The organism is Pseudomonas sp. S34 (genome assembly GCF_009866745.1).
GTDB lineage: Bacteria > Pseudomonadota > Gammaproteobacteria > Pseudomonadales > Pseudomonadaceae > Aquipseudomonas > Aquipseudomonas jessenii.
Window position 1 is genome coordinate 2,635,987 of sequence record NZ_CP019398.1, and the last position, 25,483, is coordinate 2,661,469.

At 60.7% G+C, this 25,483-nt stretch carries 22 protein-coding genes, 1 tRNA gene and 2 pseudogenes; 11 read left to right on the forward strand and 14 right to left on the reverse strand.

All coding sequences use genetic code 11. The annotated features are described in order from the left end of the window. Nucleotide 1: 1 nt before the first annotated feature. Nucleotides 2–1,423: a 3-isopropylmalate dehydratase large subunit gene (leuC, locus tag PspS34_RS11855; RefSeq protein WP_150814498.1), complete on the reverse strand. Its 1,422-nt coding sequence runs from the start codon at nucleotides 1,421–1,423 to the stop codon at nucleotides 2–4. A 250-nt stretch (nucleotides 1,424–1,673) separates the two neighbouring features. On the opposite strand from leuC, the gene PspS34_RS11860 reads away from it, so the two are divergent. Further along, a complete protein-coding gene (locus tag PspS34_RS11860) occupies nucleotides 1,674–2,297 on the forward strand; it encodes an NIPSNAP family protein (RefSeq protein ID WP_154862285.1) in 624 nt (207 codons plus the stop codon). Nucleotides 2,298–2,330: 33 nt separating this feature from the next. On the opposite strand, the gene PspS34_RS11865 is transcribed toward PspS34_RS11860, so the two are convergent. Continuing rightward, entirely contained in the window at nucleotides 2,331–3,245 is a 915-nt protein-coding gene (locus tag PspS34_RS11865; protein WP_150814496.1) for a LysR family transcriptional regulator, read from the reverse strand. Nucleotides 3,246–3,351: 106 nt separating this feature from the next. On the opposite strand from PspS34_RS11865, the gene PspS34_RS11870 reads away from it, so the two are divergent. Then, nucleotides 3,352–5,091: an amidohydrolase gene (locus tag PspS34_RS11870; protein ID WP_159389782.1), complete on the forward strand. Its 1,740-nt coding sequence runs from the start codon at nucleotides 3,352–3,354 to the stop codon at nucleotides 5,089–5,091. An 85-nt stretch (nucleotides 5,092–5,176) separates the two neighbouring features. After that, complete coding sequence (locus PspS34_RS11875) at nucleotides 5,177–5,917, forward strand: TorF family putative porin (protein ID WP_159389783.1); 741 nt, start codon at nucleotides 5,177–5,179, stop codon at nucleotides 5,915–5,917. A 46-nt stretch (nucleotides 5,918–5,963) separates the two neighbouring features. Here PspS34_RS11875 and PspS34_RS11880 read toward each other — a convergent pair whose 3' ends face one another. From PspS34_RS11880 to PspS34_RS11900, 5 genes are all read right to left on the reverse strand, one after another. After that, on the reverse strand, nucleotides 5,964–7,250 hold the full coding sequence (locus PspS34_RS11880) for an FAD-dependent oxidoreductase (RefSeq protein ID WP_090454931.1): 1,287 nt from the start codon (nucleotides 7,248–7,250) through the stop codon (nucleotides 5,964–5,966). A gap of 3 nt (nucleotides 7,251–7,253) precedes the next feature. Then, nucleotides 7,254–8,831: an aldehyde dehydrogenase (NADP(+)) gene (locus PspS34_RS11885; protein ID WP_159389784.1), complete on the reverse strand. Its 1,578-nt coding sequence runs from the start codon at nucleotides 8,829–8,831 to the stop codon at nucleotides 7,254–7,256. A 108-nt stretch (nucleotides 8,832–8,939) separates the two neighbouring features. Continuing rightward, nucleotides 8,940–9,887 (reverse strand): dihydrodipicolinate synthase family protein, encoded by a 948-nt coding sequence (locus PspS34_RS11890; RefSeq protein ID WP_154862288.1) that lies wholly within the window; start codon nucleotides 9,885–9,887, stop codon nucleotides 8,940–8,942. Between the two features lie 57 nt (nucleotides 9,888–9,944). Further along, nucleotides 9,945–10,871, reverse strand: a complete 927-nt coding sequence (locus PspS34_RS11895) for a 4-hydroxyproline epimerase (protein WP_159389785.1) — start codon at nucleotides 10,869–10,871, stop codon at nucleotides 9,945–9,947. 45 nt (nucleotides 10,872–10,916) lie between these two features. Next, entirely contained in the window at nucleotides 10,917–12,563 is a 1,647-nt protein-coding gene (locus tag PspS34_RS11900; RefSeq protein ID WP_154862290.1) for an APC family permease, read from the reverse strand. 187 nt (nucleotides 12,564–12,750) lie between these two features. On the opposite strand from PspS34_RS11900, the gene PspS34_RS11905 reads away from it, so the two are divergent. The 3 genes from PspS34_RS11905 (at nucleotide 12,751) to PspS34_RS11915 (ending at nucleotide 16,222) form a co-directional block, all read left to right on the forward strand. Further along, nucleotides 12,751–13,545, forward strand: a complete 795-nt coding sequence (locus PspS34_RS11905) for an AraC family transcriptional regulator (protein ID WP_159389786.1) — start codon at nucleotides 12,751–12,753, stop codon at nucleotides 13,543–13,545. 76 nt (nucleotides 13,546–13,621) lie between these two features. Then, the gene (locus PspS34_RS11910) at nucleotides 13,622–14,002 is read left to right on the forward strand and encodes a RidA family protein (RefSeq protein ID WP_008021538.1); all 381 of its coding nucleotides are present in this window, start codon (nucleotides 13,622–13,624) and stop codon (nucleotides 14,000–14,002) included. 231 nt (nucleotides 14,003–14,233) lie between these two features. Further along, nucleotides 14,234–16,222 (forward strand): U32 family peptidase, encoded by a 1,989-nt coding sequence (locus PspS34_RS11915; RefSeq protein ID WP_090454936.1) that lies wholly within the window; start codon nucleotides 14,234–14,236, stop codon nucleotides 16,220–16,222. A 104-nt stretch (nucleotides 16,223–16,326) separates the two neighbouring features. On the opposite strand, the gene PspS34_RS11920 is transcribed toward PspS34_RS11915, so the two are convergent. Next, nucleotides 16,327–16,755 carry a hypothetical protein gene (locus PspS34_RS11920; RefSeq protein ID WP_057715243.1) on the reverse strand — a complete coding sequence of 143 codons (429 nt, stop codon included), beginning with the start codon at nucleotides 16,753–16,755 and terminating at the stop codon, nucleotides 16,327–16,329. A 321-nt stretch (nucleotides 16,756–17,076) separates the two neighbouring features. Between PspS34_RS11920 and PspS34_RS11925 the strand changes: the two genes are divergently transcribed. Next, nucleotides 17,077–17,151, forward strand: a tRNA-Gln gene (locus PspS34_RS11925). 99 nt (nucleotides 17,152–17,250) lie between these two features. On the opposite strand, the gene PspS34_RS11930 is transcribed toward PspS34_RS11925, so the two are convergent. Next, a complete protein-coding gene (locus tag PspS34_RS11930) occupies nucleotides 17,251–17,913 on the reverse strand; it encodes a glutathione S-transferase family protein (protein ID WP_159389787.1) in 663 nt (220 codons plus the stop codon). A gap of 158 nt (nucleotides 17,914–18,071) precedes the next feature. Between PspS34_RS11930 and PspS34_RS11935 the strand changes: the two genes are divergently transcribed. Both PspS34_RS11935 and PspS34_RS11940 read left to right on the forward strand, forming a co-directional pair. Then, complete coding sequence (locus PspS34_RS11935; RefSeq protein ID WP_154862292.1) at nucleotides 18,072–19,004, forward strand: GlxA family transcriptional regulator; 933 nt, start codon at nucleotides 18,072–18,074, stop codon at nucleotides 19,002–19,004. Nucleotides 19,005–19,105: 101 nt separating this feature from the next. Beyond that, a complete protein-coding gene (locus tag PspS34_RS11940; protein ID WP_057715240.1) occupies nucleotides 19,106–20,080 on the forward strand; it encodes a nitrilase-related carbon-nitrogen hydrolase in 975 nt (324 codons plus the stop codon). Between the two features lie 70 nt (nucleotides 20,081–20,150). Here PspS34_RS11940 and PspS34_RS11945 read toward each other — a convergent pair whose 3' ends face one another. Next, entirely contained in the window at nucleotides 20,151–20,657 is a 507-nt protein-coding gene (locus PspS34_RS11945; protein WP_159389788.1) for a DoxX family protein, read from the reverse strand. A gap of 403 nt (nucleotides 20,658–21,060) precedes the next feature. On the opposite strand from PspS34_RS11945, the gene PspS34_RS11950 reads away from it, so the two are divergent. Further along, nucleotides 21,061–22,563 (forward strand): aldehyde dehydrogenase family protein, encoded by a 1,503-nt coding sequence (locus tag PspS34_RS11950; protein WP_159389789.1) that lies wholly within the window; start codon nucleotides 21,061–21,063, stop codon nucleotides 22,561–22,563. 61 nt (nucleotides 22,564–22,624) lie between these two features. Here PspS34_RS11950 and PspS34_RS28275 read toward each other — a convergent pair whose 3' ends face one another. Further along, nucleotides 22,625–22,873 carry a hypothetical protein gene (locus tag PspS34_RS28275; RefSeq protein ID WP_146023700.1) on the reverse strand — a complete coding sequence of 83 codons (249 nt, stop codon included), beginning with the start codon at nucleotides 22,871–22,873 and terminating at the stop codon, nucleotides 22,625–22,627. After that, nucleotides 22,830–23,198 (reverse strand): annotated as a pseudogene (locus tag PspS34_RS28545) (helix-turn-helix domain-containing protein); the annotation flags it as partial. The pseudogene PspS34_RS28545 and the gene PspS34_RS28275, both read right to left, overlap by 44 nt. A 135-nt stretch (nucleotides 23,199–23,333) precedes the next feature. Here PspS34_RS28545 and PspS34_RS28550 point away from each other — a divergent pair. Then, nucleotides 23,334–23,450: pseudogene (locus PspS34_RS28550) on the forward strand (deoxyribonuclease); the annotation flags it as partial. 7 nt (nucleotides 23,451–23,457) lie between these two features. Here the strand turns inward: PspS34_RS28550 and PspS34_RS11960 are convergent. Together PspS34_RS11960 and PspS34_RS11965 are read right to left on the reverse strand one after the other, a co-directional pair. Beyond that, complete coding sequence (locus tag PspS34_RS11960; RefSeq protein WP_202982167.1) at nucleotides 23,458–23,877, reverse strand: hypothetical protein; 420 nt, start codon at nucleotides 23,875–23,877, stop codon at nucleotides 23,458–23,460. 109 nt (nucleotides 23,878–23,986) lie between these two features. Beyond that, entirely contained in the window at nucleotides 23,987–25,327 is a 1,341-nt protein-coding gene (locus tag PspS34_RS11965) for an MATE family efflux transporter (protein ID WP_275113808.1), read from the reverse strand. Nucleotides 25,328–25,483 lie beyond the last annotated feature (156 nt).

The window sequence follows — 25,483 nt, forward strand, 5'->3', positions numbered from 1 at the left end:
TTCAAGCCTCCAGCGCGAAGGTGCGCACGTCGGTCAGGTGCCCGGTAATCGCTGCGGCGGCGACCATGGCCGGGCTCATCAAATGGGTGCGCGCACCGGCGCCTTGGCGGCCTTCGAAGTTGCGGTTGGTGCTTGAGGCGCAGCGATCACCGGGGGCGAGCACGTCGTCATTCATCGCCAGGCACATCGAACAGCCCGACTGGCGCCATTCAAACCCGGCGTCGAGGAAGATCTGCGCCAGCCCTTCGTCTTCGGCCTGATCACGCACCAGGGTCGAACCGGGAACAATCATGGCCCGCACGTGGGCTGCCACCCGTTTGCCGCGCACGACGCGGGCGACATCGCGCAAGTCTTCGATGCGCGCGTTGGTGCATGAGCCGATGAAGGCGTGGCTGATCACCACGTCGCTGAGCGGCATGCCCGGTGTCAGGCCCATGTAGTTCAGGGCGCGTTGCATGCCCTGACGCAGGATCAAGTCAGGTTGCGCGGCCGGGTCCGGCACATGCCCGCCCACCGATGCGGCCTGATCGGGGCTGGTGCCCCAGGTGACCATGGGTTCGAGCGCCGCGACATCCAGGGTGACTTCGCGATCGAACACCGCACCTTCGTCGCTGTGCAGGCCGCGCCATTTTGCGACGGCCTGTTCCCACAGTTGGCCTTGGGGGGCACGGGGTTTGTGTTGCAGATAAGCAAAGACCTTGTCATCCGGTCCCATGAACGCGCCTCGGGCGCCCGCTTCGACGGCCATGTTGCAGATGGTCATGCGCGCTTCGACGCTGAGGTCGCTGATCGCCGGGCCGGCGAACTCGATGGCATAGCCGGTGGCACCGGAAGCGCCGATTTTTTCGATCAGGGCCATGATGATGTCCTTGGACGTCACGCCCGTACCGAGTACACCGTTAACCGTCACGCGCATTGTCTTCAGGCGCTTGTAGACCAGGGTTTGCGAGGCCAGCAGGTGTTCGATTTCCGAAGTGCCAATGCCGAAACCGAAGGCACCGAGGGCACCGTAGGTGGTGGTGTGGCTGTCGCCGGCGGCAACGACCATGCCGGGCAGGATAAAGCCTTGTTCGGGGGCCACGACGTGCTCGATGCCCTGGCGCTTGTCCAGCACGTCGAACAGTTCGATACCGAAGTCGCGGCAGTTTTCTTCGAAGTAAGACACCTGACGAGCGCCGCCAGCGTCCGGCATGGCGGCAGTGCGTGTCGGCGCCGTGGGATTGACGTGGTCGACGACCGCCAGGGTCGCGCCCGGGCGCCAGGCTTTGCGACCGGCTTCGCGCATGCCACTGAAGGCTTGCGGGCTGGTGTACTCGTTGGCGACTTGGCGGTCGATGTACAGCAGCACGTGGCCCTGATCGTCGAGGGCGCATACGGTGTGGCTGTCGATGTGTTTTTGGTAGAGCGTTCTAGGGCTGTGCATGGAGTGGGCTCTTGTTGTCATGCGAGATCACGGAAACGTACCCACAGCATATTCGTCGCCATTCCTGCATCAAGCGCCATTAAGTGAAGGCATTGAACACGATATGTGAATTACAGCGCGCTGCTCAACGTAAAGAAACTACCTAGAACACTGCGGCAAATGCCGTTACCAATGGGGTTCGTCTCAATATCCCGCTGGTGGGGGCTGCCCTAGGCTGTGTGCTTTTGGCAAACCGGTGGGCGGAGTTGTTATGCGTTTATTTGAACTGATCACTTTTACCGTGCGGGTGCGCACGGTTGCGCAAGCGTTGGCGCAGATCGAGGCGGCGCTGGACGACCCGAAAGTCGGCGGCACGTTGATAGGCTGCTGGGCCTCGGAGATCGGCCAGTTGAACCAGATCGCCGTGCTGCGTGGCTACGCCGACGAACACCTGAGGCAAGCCGAGCGCGAGCGTTTCCTGCTGGGGGGCGGGGCGTTTGGCATCAACGAGTTCATCACCGATCTGCGCATCGAAAACTTCACGCTGTTTCCCTTCCTCGAACCCTTGAGCGCAGGCCAGCACGGTCCGTTCTATGAACTGCGCGTCTACGACCTGGTCAGCAGCGGCTTGCAGCCCACCCTCGACGGCTGGAGCAAAGCCATCGAAGCGCGAACCGCCGAACAGTATTCGCCGGTATACGCAGCGTTCTACGCCACCGACGGCGCGCTGCCGCGCTATCTGCACATCTGGCCGTGGACCACCCTTGAACAGCGCTTGCAGGTGCGCACCCAATCGGTCGCCGACGGCGTCTGGCCGCCGGAAAACTCCGGCCCGCAACTGCGTGACATGCGCTCGACGATCTACCTGCCTGCAACGTTCTCGCCCTTGCAATGACCAAAGCACGGTTTGACTGGCCGGATGCCCGCCTCAATGCAGCGCCTGCTCGTCCAGGTACTCGTTCAGGCACTCGATGAACGCCTGATGTTTGCGCGTGTGGCGTCGGTGCGCCGGGTAAATCACATGGATTTTCCGGCCGAACTGCTCAGGGTCGAGGTCGGCGTCCGGTAGCAGTTGCACCAGTTCGCCGCGCCTGAGGTAGGGCGCGGCGCTCCACTGCGGGCAGAACTGCAAACCCCGGCCGGCCAGCAGGGCGCCGAACAGGAAGTCATAGTTGTCGCTGCTCAGCCGGGGTATCGGCTGGGGGATTCGTTTGCGTTCGCCTTCGTGCTCCAACCACCAGTAATGCGGGTTCAGGGCGGGATGACGAAACAGGAGCCAATCATGTTGATTGAACGTGTGGGGTTGAACCTCCAGCGGGTTGCGTTGCAAGTAGCGGGGGCTGGCGCACAAGAGGATGCGGTTGGCGGTCAGTGGGCGGGTGATCAGGTCGGGCAGTTCCACCGGGCCGTCTCGCACCGCCAGGTCGAACCGGCCTTCGACCAGGTCGACGAACTCATCGCTCAGCACCACGTCCAGGTGCATCTGCGGGTAGCGCTCGAGAAAGCGACAGCAGACCGCATTGAGAAAGGCCGGCGCGAACGAGGGTGGAGCGGTCACGCGCAGCAGGCCATACATTTCCCGCTGCAATTGATCGATGTCTTCCCGGGCTTGCTCCAATTGCGTGAGCACTTGCCGCGAACTGGCGAGGAAAATCTCCCCGGCCTCGGTCAGCGCGATGCGTCGCGTGGAACGCTCGAACAGGCGCGTGCCCAATTCCTCCTCCAGGTGGGTGATGGCCCGGGTCAGGGCCGAGGTGGTCTTGCCCAATTGCGAGGCGGCGCGGGTGAAACTGCCCTGGTCGGCGGTTTCGACAAACATCGCGATGGCGCTGAGTTGGTCCATGCAGTGTTTCCTGTTTGGAAAGTATGTGTTGCGTGGGCCGAGTATTCTTTACTGCCGCCCGGTTCGCTAGTCTCTCGGCATTCTTACAAGAAAAAGGTGCGGGACGATGAAGCGAATACTCCAGTCGGCATTGGCCATGGCAATTGGTCTTTCCTCTATGGAAAGCATGGCGGCCGCCGATCTGATTTTGCATAACGGCAAAGTCTTTACCGCCGAGCAAGGCAAGGCCCTGCAACAGGCAGTGGCAGTGGAGGACGGAAAAGTCGTCAAGGTCGGCAGCGACGCCGAGGTGCTGGCCCTCAAGGACCCCGGCACGCAAGTCATCGACTTGCAGGGCAAGGTGTTGATGCCCGGCCTTATTGACACCCACAGCCACGCGGTGTTTGGTGGGATGAAGCTCAAGTCCGCCGACCTTGAGACACAAATGCTGCCGTTCGACGAACTGGAGCAGCGCTTGCGCGAGTGGCGCGACAACGGCAAGGCACGGCATGGCGACATCCTGGTCGTCGGTGGAACACCCTCGACCTACTGGAGCCAGGTGGCGGAGTTTGAAAAGCGCTTCAACCAGGGCGAGTGGGCAGGCACGCCGATATTGTTCGTCGGTTGGGATTATCACACCGGTTGGGCCAACAAGGCCCTGCTCAAACGCGCCGGTATCGATGCCGAGCGGGTCAAGGCACTCGCTGGCGAAGCGGTGGCGACCATCGGCCACCATGACGACAACACCCCCAATGGTTTCGTCGCCGATGCCGGTCTGTCGGCGGTGATGTCGCAGCTGCCGCCCGCCAGTCTTGAGCAATTGATCGGCGCGGCGCAAGCTGCCCGCGATCTTTACCTCAGCCTGGGCGTGACGGCCCTGATGGACCCGGCGGCCAACGCGGTGCCCGGGGATGCGTTGTTCGACTTCAAGCCCACGGTGAAAAATGTCGGGATGCTGCCGGCCTACAAGGCGTTGGCGGACAAGGGCGAACTGCGTATGCACGTGGCGGCCTTGATGGTCGTCAACCCCAAGAGCAAACCCGCCGACCTTGAGGTCATGGAGCAGGTCCGCCAACAGTTCGCCGACGTCGACAATCTCAGCCTGCCGGGCATCAAGGTGTTTGCCGATGGTGTGGCCGAGTTTCCGGCACAAACCGCCTCGTTGCTGTCGCCCTACAAGAACTCGCTCAAGGGCGGCGAATTGCTGATCGACCCGGCGCACTTCGGCGAATTGGTGGGCGCTGCCGATGCCCGCGGCTGGCTGGTGCATGTGCATGCCATCGGTGATCGTGCGGTGCGTGAATCCCTCAATGGCATCGAGCAGGCGCGTCGCGAAGGGCACAACAACGTGGCCCACTCCGTCACCCACTTGCAGATGGTCAACCCCAAGGAATTCACCCGGTTCAAGCCGCTCAACGTCATCGCATCGATGCAGCTTTACTGGGCATCGGCAGACGAGCTGAGTATCGATTTGCTGCAGCCTTACATCAATGCCATGCAATTTCAGTTCATGTACCCGGCGCGTTCGTTGCTCAAGAACGGCGCGACCATTTCCGGGGCCAGCGACTGGCCGGTGTCGACACCGGATCCGTGGAAAGCGATCGGGCAAGCCATCAGCCGTAGAGGCCCCAAGGGGGTGCTGAACCAGGCAGAAGCCATCGACCGCGAAACCATGTTCAACGCCTACACCCGCAACGCCGCGAAAACCATTGGCCTGGAGCAGCAGATCGGTACGCTGACCCCTGGCAAGCAAGCCGACATGATCGTTGTCGATCGCGATGTGTTCAGCGCGCCGGAAACGCAACTGGCCGACACCCAAGTGCTCAAGACTTACTTCGCCGGCCGCGAAGTCTACAGCCGCCCGTAACCCCCCCCTGTTCGCCCACCCTTTGCCCTGCCGGCAAGGGGAGGGCGAAGCCTTGCCAACTTAATAATAAGAAAGGACCTGAAACATGCATCGCCCTGCATTGACCCTGTTTGTCGCCTGCACTTTTTTGCCGTTGGCTGCCCACGCCATTACGCTGAACGATGACTTTCAGCTGATGCTCAAACCGGCGGTGGTCAGCGACTACCGCAGCCGTGGCTTGTCGCTGACTCTGGGCGACCCGGCTGCGCAACTGGACGCCACACTGCTGCACAGCAGTGGTGCCTACGCCGGGGTCTGGACCTCCAATGTCGATTTCGGCCTGAACTATAAAACCCGGTTGGAGCAGGATTTCTACGCGGGCTTCTTCAAGCAGATCACCGATGACGTCAGCCTCGACCTTGGCTACCTCAAGTACACCTACGCCAGGCAGTCGGACTTCAATCAGAGCGAGGTCTACGCCATCGTCAAAGCCTATGGTTTCAAGTTCGCCAGTTACTACTCCAACGATTTGCAGACTTTCGTGGGCAAGGACCAGGACACCCTCTACACCTGGTTGGGCTACAGCTACGTGCTACCGGCGGACACGGGGCTGGAGGTGCGCTATGGCCGATTCGATTTCAAGGATGACGTGTTCATTGCCGGTAACGGCGATGCCCGCGGCGACTATCACGAGTGGGAGGCCCGGCTGACCCATAGCGCCGTGGGCGTCGACTGGGCGGTGGCCTACATCGACACCGATCTTTCCGCGCACGAGTGCACGAGCTACTACGGCTATGGCGACGTGTGCACCGCCACCGTTGTGGTCAGCGCCAGCAAGACCTTCTGATCGAGATGCGCTAGCGTCCTGATCAGAAGGTTTTCGGTGGGTTCATTCAGAATCTATCCAGCCTGTATGGCGCAGTCGCCGGCAGGCTGTGGGGCTGGGTGCCAGTCAAGGGCGAGGCCATTTGCGCGATCATTTCCGCCGTGACCGCCGCCTGGGTCAACCCCAGATGCTGATGACCGAAGGCGAGCAGGACCCTGCCGTCGCACACCCGGTCGATGATCGGCAGTGAGTCGGGCAAGGACGGCCGGAAACCCATCCACGGCGTGGCGGCTTCAGCACTCAGGTCGCGCTTGAACAGGCCTTTGCTCAGGCGGTGCAACTGCCAGGCGCGTTCCATGGTCGGTGGGCAGTCGAGACCGGCGAACTCGACGGTGCCGGCCAGGCGCAGCCCGTCAGCCATCGGCGTCATGATGAACTTGCGCTCCAGCGAGGTGACGGCGAACGGCAAGCGTTCGTGCTCGTGGGGCAGCATCAGGTGATAGCCGCGCTCGGTGTCCAGCGGCACCTTCTTGCCGGTCAATGCAGCGGTGAGTTTGGCGGAATGGGCGCCACAGGCCACCAGCACGTGTCGACTGCTGACGCGTCCTTGATCGGTGATCAACGACACGCCGCTTTCATTCAATTGCCCGCCCTCGACTCGCTGCTTGAGGAACTGCACGCCGCTGCTTTTGGCCGCGTGCACCAGTTCGCCAACCACCTGGAAGGGATCGAGAAAATGCCCGGTGCGCGGGAAGAACAATCCGCCCCGGAGCTGCTCGCTGAGTTGTGGCGCCGCATCGCGTACCGCCTTGGCCCGCCAGAAATCCACCGGCACTTGTTGCTGGCGCATGCGCGCCTGTAGCGCTTCGATGGCCTGTTGCGAGTCGGCGCGCTCGAACACCAGCAACGAGCCGTCTTCCTTGAGCAACCCGGGGCGGTCGATGGTCTCCAGCAACCGGTGCCAGGCCCCCAGGCTGCTTTCATTGAGCGCGCGGATGCCGGCCACGGTGCGTTGGAACGGCGCCGGTCGCAGGTTGAGCAACAGGCGTGCGAACCAGGGCAGGGCCCGGGGCATGTATTTCCAGTCCAGGCGCAGCGGGCCCATCGGGTCCATGAGCATGGCGGGCAGGCGTTTGAGGATCGACAGGTCGGCGATGGGGAACACCTGCTCGGTGGCCAGGTGCCCGGCATTGCCGAACGAGGCGCCACGACCGGGCTCCTGCTGATCGATGACCACCACCCGCCGGCCCTGGCGCGCCAGGCGCAGGGCGCAGGCGACGCCGATGATCCCGGCGCCGATCACGGCAACGTCCGACACTGCATTGGGGCTGTTGAAAAGGGAGTCGTTGGACATGGCCTAGGCTTCTCTCTGGCCGTCGAGCAGGCGACGCAACTGCAATGGGTTACCGTGCTTGAGCGCGGCCGGCAACAAGGCGTCCGGGAAGTCCTGATAGCAGACCGGACGCAGGAAACGCAGGATGGCGGCGGTGCCGACCGAGGTGGTGCGCGCATCGGACGTCGCCGGGAACGGGCCGCCATGGACCATGGCATCGCACACCTCGACCCCGGTCGGCCAGCCATTGACCAACAGGCGCCCGGCCTTGCGCTCGAGGATCGGCAACAACGCCCTGGCGCTCTCCACGTCGGCATCGTCCAGGTGCAGGGTGGCGGTCAACTGGCCTTCCAGGTGTTCGATGACCTGGCGGATTTGCTCGTCGTTGGCGCATTGCACGATCAGCGACGCGGCGCCGAACATTTCTGCCTGCAACGCCGGGTCGACGAGAAATTCACTGGCCTGGGTGACGAACAGGTGGGTCTGGCACTGGTTCGGGGTTTCGCCCTTCAAGCCGACGGCCACTGTTTTCGCGTGGGCGTGCTCGGCCAGCGCGCCGACGCCGGCCTCGTAGGCCTTGAAAATACCGGGGGTGAGCATGGTCTGCGCCGGGCTGCGCTGTAGCAGTTGCGCAGCCGACTGGATGAAGCGCTCAAGGTCCGGGCCTTGGCGGGTAATCACCAGACCTGGGTTGGTGCAGAACTGGCCGGCGCCTTGGGTGAGGGAGGCGACGAAGCCTTGCGCCAGTGCTTCGGCTCGCGATTGCAGGGCTGCCGGGAACAGCAAGACCGGGTTGATCGAGCTCATTTCCGCATACACCGGGATCGGCTCGGGACGTGCCTGGGCCGCGTTGCACAAGGCGATGCCACCGCTGCGCGAGCCGGTGAAACCCACGGCCTTGATGCGCGGATCGGTGACCAGGGCGATGCCCACTTCGCGGCCGGAGCCGAACAACAGCGAAAACACGCCTTCATGCAGCCCGCACAGTTTTACCGCACGGGCCAGGGCTCGGCCCACCAGCTCGCTGGTGCCGGGGTGCGCGCCATGGGCCTTGACGATCACCGGGCAACCGGCGGCCAGCGCCGACGCGGTGTCACCGCCTGCGACGGAGAAGGCCAGGGGAAAGTTGCTGGCGCCGAACACCGCCACCGGGCCGAGCGGCACCTGACGCTGACGCAGGTCCGGGCGGGGCAAGGGCTGACGCTCCGGCAGCGCGCTGTCGACCCGTACATCCAGCCATTCTCCGGCACGCACGGTGCGGGCAAAGGTACGCAGTTGCTGGCAAGTGCGGCCCCGTTCACCCTGGATACGCGGGCGTGGCAGGCCGGTCTCGGCCACGGCGCGGTCGATCAATTCATCGCCCAGGGCTTCGATTTCGCTGGCGATGGTTTCGAGGAATTCGGCGCGGGCGTCCAGGGAGGTCGCGCGATAGCTGTCCAGGGCACTCCACGCCAGGGCGCAGGCCTGTTCGACGTGTTCGCCGCTGCCACCGTGATAGGCCGGTTCAAGAGGTAGATCCGTGGCGGGATCGATGCCGCGGATCGCTTCTCGGTTGCCGGCGATGGCCTGCTGGCCGATCAACATGTTGCCTGTCAGAGTCATGGTCTTTCCTGAAACAAAGAGGGGGGGCGTTGCGAAAAAAAAACGCCGTACCGCCGTGGGCGAAAATAAAGGCGGCGCACCTTGGCACGCCGCTGTACAGGCTGAATGTCAGGCGAAGTCCTGCTCGGCCGACCACTGCTCGTACCACTGGCGGAACAGCGCGTACTGGTTCTCGGCATAACGACGCTGGGCATCGCTGAGCGCATCGGTCTCGTTGAAGTGCAGGGTGTATTCCTTGTCGCCATTGAGCACCATCAGGTGCTTGTAGTAGAGCACCAGGTCGCAACCCTCATCGAAGGACGACAGCACCGCCAGTGCCGATTCCAGTTCCCGCGCCTGACGACGCGCCTTGGCATCGCCCTTGGCCGCTTGTTTGCTCAAGGCCACCAGGCGCAACACTTCGCGTGGCAGCGCGTTGCCGATGCCGGTGATGGCGCCGGTGGCGTTGCAGTTGACGAAGCCATGGACCACCTGGGTGTCGACACCGACCATCAGGGTCACGTCATCGTCCTTGGAGGTGATGTGTTCGGCGGCGTAGCGCAGGTCGGCGGCACCGCCGAACTCCTTGAAGCCGATCAGGTTCGGGTACTCGCGGCGCAGTTCGAAGAACAGGTCGGCGCGGGTGGCGAAGCCGTAGTAAGGGCTGTTGTAGATCACCGCCGGCAGGCCTGGAGCAGCTTTGAGGATCGCGGCGAAGTGGGCTTTTTGCGCGGTGGCCGAAGCGCCGCGAGACAGCACGCGAGGGATGACCATCAAGCCATGGGCACCGACTTTGGCCGCGTGTGCCGCATGGGACACCGCTTCGCGGCTGTTGACGGCACCGGTGCCGACGATGGTCGGAACACCGGCGGCCACCAGGCGCGCCACGCCTTCCTGACGCTCGGCTTCGGTCAGCAGCGGCCAGTCGCCCATGGAACCGCAATACACCACGGCGCTCATGCCAATGTCGATCAGCTCGCGACCCTTGGCCACCAGCGCGTCGAAGTCCGGCTTGCGATCGGCGGTGCATGGGGTCATCAGTGCAGGGATGCAGCCAGTGAAAATGTTGTCGCTCATTGTGTTGTCACTCCTTGAGGCGTTCATTCAGATTTGGTCAGGGAAAAGGCGTGGGGCTCAAATGCCCCACGCAAAGGGGTCCTGTTCGTCGATCAGCAAGGTGCTGTCGGCGGTCATGTAGGCGCGGCCGGTGATGAAAGGGATGATTTGTTCGCCTTCCCATTCGTAGCTGCCGACAAATTGGCTCGCGGTGATGCTGGCCTGGACCCAGCGTTCACCGGCGGCCAGTTTCCCGTCGGCCGCCAGGCACGCCAGTTTTGCGCTGGTACCGGTCCCGCAGGGCGAGCGGTCGTAGGCCTTGCCCGGGCACATGACGAAGTTGCGGCTGTCGGCGTGATCGTCGTCGGCAAACAGTTCGATGTGGTCGATCAGCGCGCCGTCTTCACCGTGGATGCCCTGGGCCTCGAGGGCCTTGAGCATGGCCCAGGTGTACTCGGTGAGGAACTCGACCTTGTCCATCTGCAACGCCTGACCGTGGTCGGACACCAGGAAAAACCAGTTGCCGCCCCAGGCGATGTCGCCGTACACGCGGCCATGCCCCGGCACTTCGACCGGCACCTGTTGGCGGTAGCGGTAGGCGGGCACGTTGCGCAGGGTGACGTTGCCGTCCTCATGCAGCGTGGCGATGACCGGGCCGACCGGCGTATCGATCTTGTGCTCACCGGGCTGGATATGCCCCAGGTAATGCAGCGAATTGACCAGGCCGATGGTGCCGTGACCGCACATGCCGAGGTAGCCGGCGTTGTTGAAGAAGATCACGCCACAAGTGGCATCCGGCGACACCGGTTCGCAATACAGCGCACCCACCAGCACATCGTTGCCACGGGGCTCCAGCAGGCAGGCGCGACGCCATTGGTCATGCTGCTCGCGCAGGGCATCGCGCTTCTCGGCCATGGTCCGGCCGGACAACTGGGGCAGGCCCGACATCACCAGGCGAGTCGGCTCGCCGCCGGTGTGGGAATCAATGACATGTACTTTTTTCATAAACCTTTCCATTAGAGGAACACGCAGGCTTTGCCGGCCTGAATTTCAGCGAGAGGTCTGGGCGGATACACCGATCGGACGCTGGCCTGTGGTCGTGCCGGTGTGGACAGGATCGGCTTGGCTTTCACCGTCCTCGTCTTCCAGGCGAACCAGATGCGCCGGCACCCCGGTGGCCGCGCCCCAGTAGTAGATGCCCATCGCGCAGGCCGCCACGACCACTGTGTCGAAGGGATGGGTGAGTACGCCCATGCCGCCGAAGCTGCCGAGCCAGGACAGCACGATGGTCACGGCATAGAAGCCGATCAGCCATGCCGAAGAGCGCACTTGTTGGGCCAGGCTCAGGTGTTGGGTCGGCACAAAGCGTCCGCACAGCAGGTACACCACGAACATCAGGATTTGCAGGCCGAGCAACCAGGACACAGTGCTCCAGCCAGACCAGTAGACGATCAGCGCGGCGATGATGAACGACACCGGGCCGAGGACACCCATGCGCTTGACCTTGAACGGGCGCGGCATGTCGGGCGCATTGCGGCGCAGGGCAGCCACGGACACTGGGGCGACGGCGTAGCTCAATACCAGCGCGGCGGAGACCACGTTGATCAGCGCTTCCCATGAAGGGAAAGGCAAGGTCCAGAACACCGACAGGGCGAAGGTCAGCCACAGCGCCGGACGCGGGATGCCGGACTTTTCGTCAATGCGCGTGAAGACCTTGAAGAAGGTGCCGGTCTGCGCCCAGCCGTAGATCACCCGCGGTGTTGCGTTCATGTAGATGTTGCCGCAACCGCTGGGAGAGATCACCGCGTCGGCCACCACCAGATAAGCCAGCCAGCCCACACCCAATGCCAGGGCGATGTCGCGGTAGGGCAGGGCCAGTTCCTTGGCCACGCCGGCCCAACCGTTGGCGAGCATTTCGGTAGGCACGCCGCCGAGGAACGCCACTTGCAACAACACATAGATGGCGGTGGACAGCAGTACGGAGAGGATCAGTGCAATCGGGATGGTGCGTTGGGGATTCTTCACTTCGCTGGCCACCGAGATGATCGGTGTCAGCCCCAGGTAGGCGAAGATAATGCCGCCGGCGGACACCGCCATCTCGACACCTGACAGCCCGAACGGCATGAAGCCCTGGGACTGGAAGTTCTCTGGTTTGAAGAAGGTGAACAGCACGCCGATCACCAGCAGCGGCACGATGAACTTGAACATGCTGATCAAGTTGTTGGCCTTGGCGAACGTTTTCACGCTGTAGTAGTTGAGCATGAAGAACAGGCACAGCAGGCCGAATTGAACCAGCCAGCCAATCGCCGTTGGATTGCTGGAACCGGCCTGGGTCAATGCGGGAAACCACGCAGCGGCATACTGGCGCGCGGCGACCACCTCGATGGCCACCAGGCTGGAAAACGCGATCAGCGTGATGAAGCCCATCAGGTAACCCAGCAACGGGCCGTGGGAGTAAACCGGGTAGCGAACCACGCCGCCGGCACGGGGCAGCGCTGCGCCGAGTTCACAGTAGACGATGCCCAGCAGCAGCACCGCAAAACCGCCCAGCAGCCAGGAAAAGATCCCCGCCGGCCCCGCGATGGCGGACACGTGACTGGCTGCGAACAACCAGCCGGAACCGAAGATGGCCCCCAGTCCGATAAACGTAAGGTCTATCAACGAAAGTTGTTTTTTGAACTTGCCTTGGCCTGACATGGCATCGCCTTCTTGTGAGTTATTGGATAGGCAGGTGTGCACTTCAAGACGCCCCGGTCGGTTTTGCCGAGGAGGGCGGTGGCCATAGAGTGAACTTGGCGGTGTGCCCGCGATTGATGTTTTCCTTGGGTGTCGATGACGAAATCAGCACAATGGGAAATGTCTGATTTTTGCGAGGGACCGGTTGATGACTCAGGATGCGTTTGCGCTGTTGTGCCAGGGCGACGACTCGAACCGCCCCGAATCCATCGAGCAACTGCTGGCAGGTGTCGCGCTTTTGCTGCCCATGCTGGATGTCATTCCGAATGCGGCGATCTTCATCAAGGATGTCCAGGCGCGCTATGTCATGGCCAACCGCACGCTGGTGCAACGCTGTGGCTTGAAGCAGCTCCAGCCGCTATTGGGAAAAACCAGCGCCGAGGTGTTCCCGGAGCAACTGGGGCCTGGTTACACCGAGCAGGACCGGCGGGTGCTGGAGCAGGGGCTGGTGCTGGAAGACCAGCTGGAGTTGCATCTGTACGGCAGCCGCGAGCCGGGCTGGTGCCTGACCCATAAGCGCCCCTTGTATAACCGCCGCAATGAAATCATCGGTCTGGCGGGCATCTCGGTCGACCTGCAATCGGCCAGTGACACGCACCCGGCGTACCAGCGCCTGGCGGCAGTGGACGAGCACATTCGCGCGCATTTCAACCGTCGCGTCACCCTGGGCGAGTTGACGCGCATCGCCGGTATTTCCGTGGCGCAACTGGAACGCTACTGCAAGCGCGTGTTTCACCTGACGCCCCGGCAGATGATCCAGAAGGTTCGCCTGGAACACGCGCATCGACTGCTTCACACCGATATGCCGATCACAGAGGTCGCCCTGCAATGCGGCTATACCGACCACAGTGCGTTCACCCGGCAGTTCAAGGCATTGACCGGTTTCACCCCGCGCCAGTACCGACAGGCTACCGGTCACCAGCAGCCGTCCGGTCTGGATTAGCGACGCGCCGCCAATGGCCCTGTAAACTGGCCGCGCAAAAGGCGCCTGCCTCACCACCTCAAGCAAGAGAGTCCTCATGGCAAACCACGACCTGACCTTCACCCCTGATCCCGATGCGGATTCGATTTCCTCCGACGTTGTCGGTTTCGGCGGTGTGCTGGTCTCCACCCAGATCCCCACCCGCGCCGACGGCAGCCTGGAACTGGGCGACATCACCCTGCAAAGCGAATGCACCCTGCAAGCGCTGAAGGTCGCGCTGGAGCGAGCCGGCAGTTCCATGGACCGCGTGATGCACCTGACCATCTACCTCACCGACATGGCCGACCGCGCCGCGTTCAACGAAGTCTACAAGCGCTACTTCGCCAAGCCATGGCCAGTGCGCGCTGCTGTCGGGGTTGCCTCGTTGGCGGTCGAAGGCATGCGCGTGGAAGTGACCGCGATGGCGGCCAAGGCCTGATCTCAGTCAGACATACACAAAACCCTGTGGGAGCGGGCTTGCTCGCGAAGACGGCGTGTCAGCTGGCACAAGTGTTGACTGACCCAGCGCTTTCGAGAGCAAGCCCGCTCCCACAGGGGTTGAGGCATGCCAGGCCTGCTCGAAGCACCACCTGGCAGTGTACGGGTGCCGGTCAGGCGTTTCGCCGCTACAATGCACGCCTCGACCGTGACAAGCCTGACTAAAAAAACTATGTCTTTGCCCAAACATCACCTGGAATTGCTCAGCCCTGCCCGCGATGTCGCCATCGCCCGCGAGGCCATCCTGCATGGCGCCGATGCCATCTACATCGGTGGCCCGAGCTTCGGCGCCCGCCACAATGCCTGCAACGAAGTGAGTGATATCGCCCAATTGGTGGAGTTCGCCCGTCGCTACCACGCCCGGGTGTTCACCACCATCAATACCATCCTGCACGACAACGAACTGGAACCGGCCCGCAAGCTGATCCATCAGTTGTACGACGCCGGCGTCGATGCGCTGATCGTCCAGGACCTGGGGGTGATGGAGCTGGACATTCCGCCGATCGAGCTGCACGCCAGTACACAGACTGACATCCGCACCCTGGAGCGAGCGAAGTTCCTCGATCAGGCCGGTTTCTCACAACTGGTGCTGGCCCGCGAGCTGAATCTCCAGGAGATCCGCGCCATCGCCGACGAAACCGACGCAGCCATCGAGTTCTTTATCCATGGTGCGTTGTGCGTGGCGTTTTCCGGCCAGTGCAACATTTCCCACGCGCAAACCGGGCGCAGCGCCAACCGTGGCGACTGCTCCCAGGCCTGCCGTCTGCCGTACACCCTCAAGGACGAAAAAGGTGGGGTGATCGCCTACGAAAAGCACCTGCTGTCGATGAAGGACAACAACCAGAGCGCCAACATCCGCGCCCTGGTCGAGGCCGGCGTGCGTTCGTTCAAGATCGAGGGCCGCTACAAGGACATGGGCTATGTGAAAAACATCACCGCCTACTACCGTCAGCGCCTCGACGCCGTGCTCGAAGACCGCCCGGACCTGGCCCGTGCCTCCAGCGGCCGCACCGCGCACTTCTTCCTGCCCGACCCGGAAAAAACCTTCCACCGTGGTAGCACCGATTACTTCGTCACTGACCGCAAGATCGATATCGGCGCCTTTGACTCGCCGACCTTCACCGGTCTGCCGGTGGGTGTGGTCGAGAAAGTCGCCAAGCGTGACATGCAGGTCGTGACCCATGAGCCGCTGTCCAACGGCGACGGCCTCAACGTGCTGGTCAAGCGGGAAGTGGTGGGTTTCCGCGCCAACATCGCCGAACCCAAAGGCGAATTCGAGGAGGACGGCGAGAAGCGTTATCGCTATCGCGTCGAGCCCAACGAGATGCCGGAGGGGATGTACAAGCTGCGCCCCAATCATCCGCTGAATCGCAACCTTGATCACAACTGGCAACAGGCGCTGCAAAAGACCTCCGCCGAGCGTCGCATTGCCCTGAACTGGGTCGCTTGCCTGCGTGAAGAGCAGCTGGAACTGACCGCTACCAGCGAAGAGGGCATCAGCGCCAGCGTCACCCTGGCCGGCCCGTTCGGCGCCGCCAACAAACCGGAACAGGCGCTAGAGCAATTGCAGGATCTGCTCGGCCAACTGGGTACCACGCAGTACCACGCCATCGACATCAAGCTGGACGCGCCGCAGGCGTACTTCATCCCCAACTCGCAGCTCAAGGCCCTGCGCCGTGAAGTGATCGACGCCTTGACCGAAGCGCGGATCGCCGCCCACCCGCGTGGCAGCCGTAAGGCCGAGACCACGCCGCCGCCGGTGTACCCGGAGTCGCACCTGTCCTTCCTGGCCAACGTCTACAACCAGAAGGCCCGCGACTTCTATCACCGCCACGGCGTCAAGCTGATCGACGCGGCGTACGAGGCCCACGAGGAAACCGGCGAGGTGCCGGTGATGATCACCAAGCACTGCCTGCGTTTCTCCTTCAACCTGTGCCCGAAACAGGCCAAGGGCGTGACTGGCGTGCGCACCAAGGTTGCACCGATGCAGCTGATACACGGCGATGAAGTGCTGACGTTAAAGTTCGACTGCAAGCCTTGTGAAATGCACATCATCGGCAAGATGAAAGGGCACATCCTCAACCTGCCGCAACCGGGCAGCGTGGTGGGGCACATCAGCCCCGAAGACCTGCTCAAGACCATCCCGCGCGCACCGCACTGAGTGACCGGTGAGTGCGCCGCAACGGCGCGCTCACCTGTTCCAGCCTGAAACCTCTTTTGCTGAATTCCAGACGCTGACGATAAACCTGGAGCTGGCGGTCGACACTATTTACAGGTATCGGCGACGGCCTTTTCAGCTCGTTTGAATTCCTGTTTGACGTCGGTCGGGATGCGTTGCCTTTTCAGTTCCTGACCGAGGAAGGGTTGTTCGCCTCGGGACTGGACCTCAGCCTCCTCGGCCGTTATCTGCGCCTCGATGGCAGCGGCGTGCTTGTCGATGACGGCATCGACCTCGGCTTCATTCCTGGCGGTATCGAGTGCCAGGACCAACTGGCCGGCCTCGGCTTTTTCGGCTTCGGCATAGGCTTCGACCGTCAACCCGGAGGCCAAGGCTCGCGCTTGGGTTTCCAGGTCATTCAGATGCTCCCGGGCGGCCTTGCAGACCGCTTCCTGTCGCTGGTTCTGGATGTGTTCCCAGGTGTTCAACCCATAAACCGCGGTCCCGAGTACCAGAAGGGTTGCAGCGGCCCCCATTAATTTGCCTTTCACTTTTGGCGCCCTCAAATGGCAAGGGAAGGGTGTTGCATAAACGATTCCCGATTCAATTCGAGTATTGAAAAGCGTAGCAGAGCTGTTCGGGCTGAATGTGCGCCGATAAATCCCCGAGATCCGGCTCAACACTAAGCGCCTGTTTTAATGAACAATTTTTTTTGTTTGGGCTTCCCAGACGAGGAAAAAGTTGGTAAATTTGCGCCCACTCTTGCAGCGACCCTCAGGGAACCAGCCGCGAGAGCAGGCAACAGGTCTTGTTGCCACTCAAGAAAGCGAGTGCCAGGCACTCATCGCAACAGATACAGGGGCGTCGCCAAGCGGTAAGGCAGCAGGTTTTGATCCTGCCATGCGTTGGTTCGAATCCAGCCGCCCCTGCCATTTTTTTATTCCTGCATAATCAGAAAACACTCGACCGACGGTTATTATTCGTCGATTCGTTGGTTTTTTGCCTCCCGTTCCCCGGTCGCGTTGGCGCCACTACCGAAAGCGCTCCGGAATGGCCTCGGCAAACGGGTACCAGGAAAAATACGGCCTTGCCTCGTCGATGACCCGCTTGACCGAGGACCTTTGGGTCAACCTGTCGAAATAAGCACTCAAGTGGCGATGATCGCCAGGAAAGGGTACGAGGGTGCTGGCGTAGAACAGTGCCGGGGCGGCGGCACAGTCGGCCATGCTGAACGCGGGGCTGGCGACCCAGGTTCTTGCCGTCAGCTGACGTTCAAGAATGCCGTACGCCGTCATTAGCGCGGCGCGTTCGCGGGTCAGGTCGCCATTTGCGGCATTGATTCTGTCAGCGACGATCTTCTGCATCGGCACCTGGATGTGCAGGTCGAAAAAACGATCCCACAGACGCACCTCCAGCGCGGTTTCCCAGTCGTCCGGAACCAGATGCACCTGACCGGGATGAAGCCGGTCCAGGTACTCAATGATCACACTCGACTCCGGCACATCCTTTTGCCGGGCGTGATCGCGCAGCACCGGAAACTTGCCGATCGGCCACAGCGCTTGAAGCTCGGCCCGGTCAGCCTCGTTGCCCAGGTCTATGACCCTTTTTTCAAACTCGATTCCCAGTTCATAGAGAGCGATCAGCGCTTTGTGGCAGAACGACGAGAGCGGATGGAAATAAAGAGTCAGTGACATCCTGCAATTCCTCGGTGAGATGCAAACCACCTGATTATCCGTCGCTATCGGCCGATGCGCGAGGTGCTCCACCCTGATGCCCGGCGCCTGCTGTTCGGGTTAGAGTACAAGTCTTCTGGCCTGAACATCAGGCATGCCACGTTTATGGTCATATCGCCATGCACCAGATCGGACTCATTGTTTACCCCGGCTTCCAGGTTCTGGGCCTGGCCATGTGTGCCGCCTTCGAGTTGGCCAATAGCGCCGGCGACGAGCCGTTGTACCGGATTGCATTGCTGTCCGAGCCGGGTGGCCTGGTGCAAACGTCCGCCGGTTTTGCAGTGCAGACCGAAGCGTTCGACCAGCGCGCGTTCGATACGCTGCTGGTCCTGGGCGACAACCTGATCCGCCCGACCACGCCGGGCATGTTGGAGTTTTTGCGTCGCGCCAGCCACGGCACCCGGCGTCTGGGCTCGATTTGTACGGGGGCGATTGCCTTGGCCCAGGCCGGTTTGCTTGATGGTCGGCGGGCGACCACCCACTGGGCGCATGTGCCGGCCTTTCGCAAGGCGTACCCGAACGTGAAGGTCGAGGAAGACCGGATCTTCATCAACGACGGCAACGTCTGGACGGCTGCCGGCATGAGCGCTTGCGTCGATCTGGCGCTGGCCCTGGTGGAGAACGATCTGGGCGTCGACGTTGCACGCAAGGTAGCGCGGCAATTGGTGGTGTATCACCGGCGTTCCGGCGGGCAGTCGCAGTTTTCGGTGATGCTGGAGCTGGCCCCCAAGACCGATCGCATACAGGCCGCGCTGAATTACGCCAGGCAGAATCTCAAGTCCGCGCTGTCGGTCGAGGAGCTGGCCAGTGCGGCCAATCTCAGCCCTCGGCAATTCAGCCGGGTGTTTCATGCCGAAACCGGCCAGTCTCCGGCCAAGGCCATCGAAAACCTGCGGGTGGAGTCGGCCCGGTTGATGATGGAAACCGGACGGCACTCTATCGATGTGGTAGCGACGGACACCGGCTTTGGTGACCGGGAGCGGATGCGCCGCGCTTTTATTCGTGCGTTCGGGCAGCCGCCGCAGGTGATTCAGCGTGCCAGTCGGGGCTGAATCGTGATGTCCTGAAAGGTGGTGTATACGACATTCAGGTCTTAATATTATTTGCGTAATATTTATCTCGTTGAAACCTTTTCCTCAATGAGATCACCGCCATGACCCTCGTCAAAGCCGCCGCCGTACAAATCAGCCCTGTTCTTTACAGCCGAGAAGGCACCGTCGACAAAGTGGTGCAGAAGATTCTCGAACTCGGCGAGCAAGGTGTGCAATTCGCCGTATTCCCGGAAACCGTGGTGCCGTACTACCCGTACTTTTCCTACGTGCAGTCGCCATTCGAAATGGCCGCCGAACACCTCAAGCTGCTGGACCAGGCGGTCACCGTGCCTTCGCACGCCACCGATGCCATCGGCGCTGCGGCCAGGCAAGCGGGGATGGTCGTGTCCATCGGCGTCAACGAGCGCGATGGCGGCACGTTGTACAACACGCAGTTGCTGTTCGATGCCGACGGCTCGCTGATCCAGCGTCGCCGCAAGATTTCCCCGACCTACCACGAGCGCATGATCTGGGGCATGGGCGACGGCTCAGGCCTGCGGGCCGTCGACAGCGCGGTAGGGCGCATCGGGCAACTGGCCTGCTGGGAGCATTTCAACCCGCTGGCCCGTTATGCCTTGATGGCCGATGGCGAACAGATCCATGCGGCCATGTACCCGGGGTCGTTTGCAGGTCCGCTGTTCGCCTCGCAAATGGAAGTCAGCATTCGTCAGCATGCTCTGGAGGCCGCGTGCTTTGTGGTCAACTCCACGGCGTGGCTGTACCCCGAGCAACAGGCGCAGATCATGGCCGACACCGGTTGCGCCATTGGTCCGATCTCCGGCGGTTGCTACACCGCGATCATCAGCCCGGATGGCTCGGTGCTGGGTTCGTTGCATGAAGGTGAGGGCGAGGTGATCGCCGACCTCGACATGGGCCTGATCGACAAGCGCAAGCGCATGATGGATTCCCGTGGCCACTACAGCCGCCCGGAACTGCTGAGCCTGCTGATCGACCGCACGCCGCAATCCCATGTGCATGAGCGCAGCGCGCATCCAAAGCTGGCGGAACAGACCGGGCTGGAAGAGGTGATGGGTTAGTTCCGGGGAAAAAAAAACAGGGGACTTCATGGAAGTCCCCTTTTTGTTTGTCGGCGTTGCAGCTGTCGTTTCAGCGTCGCCAGAAGCAACGCGCCAGCAGCGCATCGATGCCGAGCTTACCGCCACCCGACAGCAACAGCGGCGTGAGGGCCACAAGATAGATCAAAGGCAGCTTGAAGTTGCCGTAACCCTTGTTGCTGATGGCATAGCCTTGGGCGAGTTCACTGAGAGTGTGCCAGTCGGCGGGCCAATGGACGGCGGTGGTTGCGACGAGGGTTACCACCATCAGGCTCAGCGCCGAAAAACGTGTGCCCAGGCCCACCAGCAAGGTCAGGGCGAAGATCAGTTCGGCCCACATCGACAGTTCCCAGTTCAGCGTCGCTGGAAGGTGGTCGAACGGAAACGGGAAGCGCTCCTGGATATCGGCGAACCAGTTCTGGCCGTTGAATTTTTCCAGGCCGGACTCGAAGAATTCCCAGGCGAGAAACACCCGCAGCGCCAGGGGGGCAAACCAGTCGCCGGCACGGTCGAGGTTCAGGTGCAGGCCTTTGACGGCCGAAGAAACGGAGGTGGTCATGGGCGTAGTTCTCTTTCAGGTCAGGGCGGCGGGGCAACGGCATACCCCCGAGAGTTGAGCGCTTTGATCGGCTTGGCCAATCGACAGGCGTATTTCATCAATGGGGTGTATCTGCGGTGTGTCGTTGTGGCGGGGTTTTGAGTGCGGGGTGTGTCTGGGGTGGGGCTGTATACACTGAGATACGTAACCATGGGGTTTTTCATCCAATGCACAACCAGGGTGGGAGCGGGCTTGCTCCGGGCGGCGTTCCGACGAATACGGTGTGTCAGGCACCATCAATGTGGCTGACACACCGTATTCGCGAGCAAGCCCGCTCCCACAGGGGATCGCCGGTGCGAAGCGTGACGCTCCAGGGAAATTGCTATACATTTTCCGGCCGCCCCCTGCATGGTGAAACCGCTTCATGTCTCTTGCGCTCGAACGTCTAGTCGCTGGCACGCCAATCCCTTTCGCCGGTAATCGTGTCACTGTCGTCAGCCCCGAACTGGCGCAACGCTTCCAGCCCGGTGACCACCTGCTGGTGGAGCAGGTCAGCGGCGAGTTGCTGCTGATTCCCGTGGCGGACCAGCAAGCGGCCAACGTCGCGATCGAGCGCGCCCAGGCGGCATTCACCGCGCTGTCGGCAGTGTCCGATCAAGCCATCAGCGCCTTCTTCGACCTGTTTGCCCAACGCCTGGAAACCGCGCAATGCTGGGCCTTGATCGAAGCCGCCAACCTGGCCGACATCGAGCGGGCCAAGGCGCGCGGTCGTTCGACCACCCGGTTGCTGGCCGATGAGCGCATGCGTCGCGACATGATCGCCGGCCTGCGCGCCTGGCGCGATGCACCGGCCAGTCGTGGCAAGGTGATCAGTTGCGTCGAACACGATGGCTGGAAAGTCGAGCAAGTGGTCTCGCCGCTGGGCATCGTCGCGTTCGTCTTCGAAGGCCGGCCGAATGTGTTTGCCGACGCGGCCGGTGTATTGCGTACCGGCAACACCGCGGTGCTGCGCATCGGCAGTGATGCGTTGGGCACCGCCCAGGCGATCGTCACCCATGCACTGAACCCTGCGCTGAGCGACGCCGGTTTGCCGGCCGGAGCCGTGTCGCTGGTAGAAAGTATCAACCACGCCGCCGGTTGGGCGATGTTCGCTGACCGACGCCTGTCATTGGCAGTGGCCCGTGGTTCGGGTCGCGCCGTCAGCCAGTTGGGCAGCATCGCGCAGCAGGCCGGCACGGCGGTCAGCCTGCACGGCACCGGTGGTGCGTGGCTGATCGCCAACGCCGATGCCGACGCCCCGCGCTTTGCCGCCGTGGTGCGCAACTCCCTGGACCGCAAGGTCTGCAACACCCTGAACGTCTGCCTGATTCACCGCGACCGCGCCGCTGAACTGGTGCCGCTGTTCCTCGACGCACTCAAGCAGGCCGGCACCGCACGGGGCCAGGGCTGCAAGCTGCATATCGTTGAAGGCAGCGAGTCGCACCTGCCGCAAGACTGGCTGGCTGCATCGGTCCAGGTATACCGTGCCGAAGGCTATCAGAGCGAGGCGCAGGCCGAGCCGTTGCCGGAAGATCAATTGGGCCGTGAATGGGAGTGGGAAGAAACCCCGGAAGTCAGCTTGAAGATCGTCGACAACCTGGACGATGCCGTTGCCTTGTTCAATCGCTACAGCCCGCAATTCACCGTGTCATTGATCAGTGAAAGTGCCGAGGCTCAGGAGCGTTTCTACAACGCGGTCAACGCGCCTTTTGTCGGCAACGGCATCACCCGTTGGGTCGACGGCCAGTACGCGTTGAACAAGCCGGAACTGGGGCTTTCGAACTGGGAGAGCGGGCGCCTGTTTGCTCGCAGTGCGATTCTCTCGGGTGATGGCGTGTTTACCATTCGTAGTCGCATGACCCAAATCGATCTGGGCGTCAAACGCTGAGATGGCGCAATCAGTGACCGCTGCAAGGGCGGTCACTTTCTTCAACAATCGGCGGTGCTGATCACGCGGTCTTGATCACTTTGGCCGATACGGCACAAGTGCTTGGATGCTCGACCGGCGACACGAAGCTTCGGCTGTCGGCATCCAGCGCGTCGATCGAACCCTGCTCGCGATGGACGTTAACGATTACGCGTGCTACCTGAATGAACGCGTCGCCCAGGCGTTTTTCGCGAGCAGAGCTCGCTTCTACAGCGGATCTCGAGTGTTCATGCTTTTGCGGTACGCCGGTCTTCTCGTGGGCACCGTGCATATTTCGCCCGATAACTGCGGGTGAAATACGACGGCGATTCAAACCCGCAGGCAATGCTCACTTCCAGCACACTCATGTCGGTTTGACGCAGCAACTGCCGCGCCTTTTCCAGCCGCAAGCGCAGATAGATATTGGCTAATAGCGGTGAAATAGGCGCACCTTGTGGTGTGCCCTGCTTCGCAGGAGTTCGCTTTCCGTTTTCAAGAACACCTGTACGCAGCCATCGGACTATTAACGCTAACACCCGTCGATCCGCGATTCGGTGTTGCAGAAAGCACATCATCCACTCGTGATCGATGGTGTCAAAGAACGCGCGAATAGTTGAGCGGGCTACTCACATTGAAGTCGGTGGTGTGTGTGGAGCGCTTACTCATAACCCAAGGCAGGAGCTGTATGCGGTAATTCCGCACGTACGGATCTGTGCGGGGGTGGCAGTTGGCTGCCATTCCTACCGCGACCAGTTGATCTCGCGTCCTGCAGTTATGAAACGCGGATCCATGAAAACCGCGCACAGAGTATTGAGTGGGGGCACATTGTCCCAGCCTGGCAGTTTGATCATCAGCGGCAACGCTGGCAAAAACGGGTTAAGAAACCTCCCTCTCGAAAAAGAACGCAGTCTCCCCAAAAGCCGGTTTTAGTTGATCGAACCACGTAGCATCGGGATCAAATCGTGCGAAGAATGGCCTCTGCACCCAATCCGGGTTTCGTGCTTGGATAAAACGTAAAACAAACACCTTTTCTCCTCGAATTTCAGCTAAACCGCAGACCTCAACTTTCCCCGGATCTGCGCTCATCGAAGGTCCTCTGGCAGTCCTGGCAATACCTGAAACTTGTTTGACCGCGTCCCGGTAAATTTCCCACGCACATACAAGAGGGACTTCAAAATACCGGCGGGCCCCGGTATCACGCTCGATAAACATATAGTAAGGAATAATACCTAATTGGATTTGCGTCTGCCAAAGTCGCGCCCAGACGTCAGCAGAGTCATTGATATGAGCCAGCAACGGGCCCTGGCTACGTATTTGAGCGCCGGTTTGTCGAACACGAAGAATAGCCTCTCGAGCAATGGCAGGCTCAGTATGTAATTTATACCTCGAATGCCGTATAGATTTCTCATGCCGCAACCTGCGCCGGAGCCTTGTATCGGATCCATCTAAATAGAAGTAGAGAGAACAGCGCTATAAGTCCAAGCCCTACGCCACACCATACACCCGCTGCTCCTAGGTCAGTATAAAATGCCAAGAAGAGAGCGAGCGGTAGCCCCACTAGCCAAAAACAAATGATCGAAAGCAACATCGGAAAGACGGTTTGTTTCAAGCCCCTAAATATACCGAGCAGTACCATTTGACTTCCATCAAAGAAATGGAAGATTCCTAAAATGCAGACAAAAAGGCTAGAAAGCTTGATAAACTCGTCATCTCCACCTTCACCGCGAGCAACAAATAGCTGAACAATATCATGGGAAAAAATAATCAGGATAGAAGATATTACAGTGAGTACTATCCAGCTGAGCCATAAAGCACTCCATCCGGCGTCACTCGTCCGCCGCGAATACACCCCCAAAGGAGAGCAGAGGCTTATTCTCGTAGTAGAAGCTTGAGAAATGCCATTAGGTATTGTAAATACGACTTGAAGAACTTGCATTGCGATACCATGAGCAGCCAACGCAACGACTCCAAACTTACCCACTATGATTGTGAGGATGAAGAAAAATAGCGTGTCATTTGCCTGCGTTAAAGAGACCGGAATACCGTTTCTTAAAATAGGCAGCATCAACCACCCTCTCACTACTGTCAATTTTATACAGTGCTGCCGCCCCCTGAACTGCGGATTCATTAAGCCTAATATGACCAGCAATATACAAAGCAAAATGTTTGTTAGCGTCGTGGCGATACCTGCACCGAACAAACCCAAGGGGGGTATCCACAAAAAACCAAATATTAGAATCAGGTTGGCAACGAAGTTAAAGATCGATGCTATAATAATTGCGATAACTGTATATCGCGCTGATCCCATTATTGATAAAACATTTCTGAGGTGTACAAATAAAATCGCTGGACCGATGCTCCACATCAGGCTATTCATGTATCTCTGAGCTTCGAGAGACAAAAGCGGATCCTGGCCAAAAAAAACTAATATTTCTTTCGTAAAATAGAGCATTGCTAAGCATATTAAAAATGCAGCTACTATGAGCTGAATGCAGCTGGTTGATACAGATGCATATTGTTCTTCTTTTGCCGTAGATACCAATGCATCAGTAATAAACGGGATTGTAGAAATGAGTAGCCCGGAAAATAATAAAAACAGAAGATAGTAGAGGCCCTGTGCCAAAGTCGACGCAGCTAACGCCTCGGTACTAATCCATCCAGCCATTATTACGTCCGTAGTCGCAATAATCACATGCGCGATATTGCCAGATACAAAGGCTAGCGAGAGCCGGGAACTCTCGCGCATCTCGGATGTATATCTACGGGAAAGCCTCGCGGCACGGTTAAATGTCAGTGATGATGTCAAGACTGTACTCCCGGTCTAGGTGCTTATCCTATGTGAACTCCCACGGCGAAGTTGCACGCTGAATCCTCCTGTCATTACGAGGTTGGCTGCCCGCGG

Excerpts from the sequence above, each read along its gene's own strand:
- PspS34_RS11880 (WP_090454931.1), bottom strand. The coding sequence starts at position 7,250 with ATGTCCAACGACTCCCTTTTCAACAGCCCCAATGCAGTGTCGGACGTT.
- PspS34_RS11895 (WP_159389785.1), bottom strand. The coding sequence starts at position 10,871 with ATGAAAAAAGTACATGTCATTGATTCCCACACCGGCGGCGAGCCGACT.
- leuC (WP_150814498.1), bottom strand. The coding sequence starts at position 1,423 with ATGCACAGCCCTAGAACGCTCTACCAAAAACACATCGACAGCCACACC.
- PspS34_RS11890 (WP_154862288.1), bottom strand. The coding sequence starts at position 9,887 with ATGAGCGACAACATTTTCACTGGCTGCATCCCTGCACTGATGACCCCA.
- PspS34_RS11915 (WP_090454936.1), top strand. The coding sequence starts at position 14,234 with ATGTCTTTGCCCAAACATCACCTGGAATTGCTCAGCCCTGCCCGCGAT.
- PspS34_RS11910 (WP_008021538.1), top strand. The coding sequence starts at position 13,622 with ATGGCAAACCACGACCTGACCTTCACCCCTGATCCCGATGCGGATTCG.
- PspS34_RS11930 (WP_159389787.1), bottom strand. The coding sequence starts at position 17,913 with ATGTCACTGACTCTTTATTTCCATCCGCTCTCGTCGTTCTGCCACAAA.
- PspS34_RS11940 (WP_057715240.1), top strand. The coding sequence starts at position 19,106 with ATGACCCTCGTCAAAGCCGCCGCCGTACAAATCAGCCCTGTTCTTTAC.
- PspS34_RS11920 (WP_057715243.1), bottom strand. The coding sequence starts at position 16,755 with ATGGGGGCCGCTGCAACCCTTCTGGTACTCGGGACCGCGGTTTATGGG.
- PspS34_RS11935 (WP_154862292.1), top strand. The coding sequence starts at position 18,072 with ATGCACCAGATCGGACTCATTGTTTACCCCGGCTTCCAGGTTCTGGGC.
- PspS34_RS11885 (WP_159389784.1), bottom strand. The coding sequence starts at position 8,831 with ATGACTCTGACAGGCAACATGTTGATCGGCCAGCAGGCCATCGCCGGC.
- PspS34_RS11950 (WP_159389789.1), top strand. The coding sequence starts at position 21,061 with ATGTCTCTTGCGCTCGAACGTCTAGTCGCTGGCACGCCAATCCCTTTC.
- PspS34_RS11875 (WP_159389783.1), top strand. The coding sequence starts at position 5,177 with ATGCATCGCCCTGCATTGACCCTGTTTGTCGCCTGCACTTTTTTGCCG.
- PspS34_RS11870 (WP_159389782.1), top strand. The coding sequence starts at position 3,352 with ATGAAGCGAATACTCCAGTCGGCATTGGCCATGGCAATTGGTCTTTCC.
- PspS34_RS11900 (WP_154862290.1), bottom strand. The coding sequence starts at position 12,563 with ATGTCAGGCCAAGGCAAGTTCAAAAAACAACTTTCGTTGATAGACCTT.
- PspS34_RS11945 (WP_159389788.1), bottom strand. The coding sequence starts at position 20,657 with ATGACCACCTCCGTTTCTTCGGCCGTCAAAGGCCTGCACCTGAACCTC.
- PspS34_RS11860 (WP_154862285.1), top strand. The coding sequence starts at position 1,674 with ATGCGTTTATTTGAACTGATCACTTTTACCGTGCGGGTGCGCACGGTT.
- PspS34_RS28275 (WP_146023700.1), bottom strand. The coding sequence starts at position 22,873 with ATGCACGGTGCCCACGAGAAGACCGGCGTACCGCAAAAGCATGAACAC.
- PspS34_RS11965 (WP_275113808.1), bottom strand. The coding sequence starts at position 25,327 with ATGCGCGAGAGTTCCCGGCTCTCGCTAGCCTTTGTATCTGGCAATATC.
- PspS34_RS11905 (WP_159389786.1), top strand. The coding sequence starts at position 12,751 with ATGACTCAGGATGCGTTTGCGCTGTTGTGCCAGGGCGACGACTCGAAC.
- PspS34_RS11865 (WP_150814496.1), bottom strand. The coding sequence starts at position 3,245 with ATGGACCAACTCAGCGCCATCGCGATGTTTGTCGAAACCGCCGACCAG.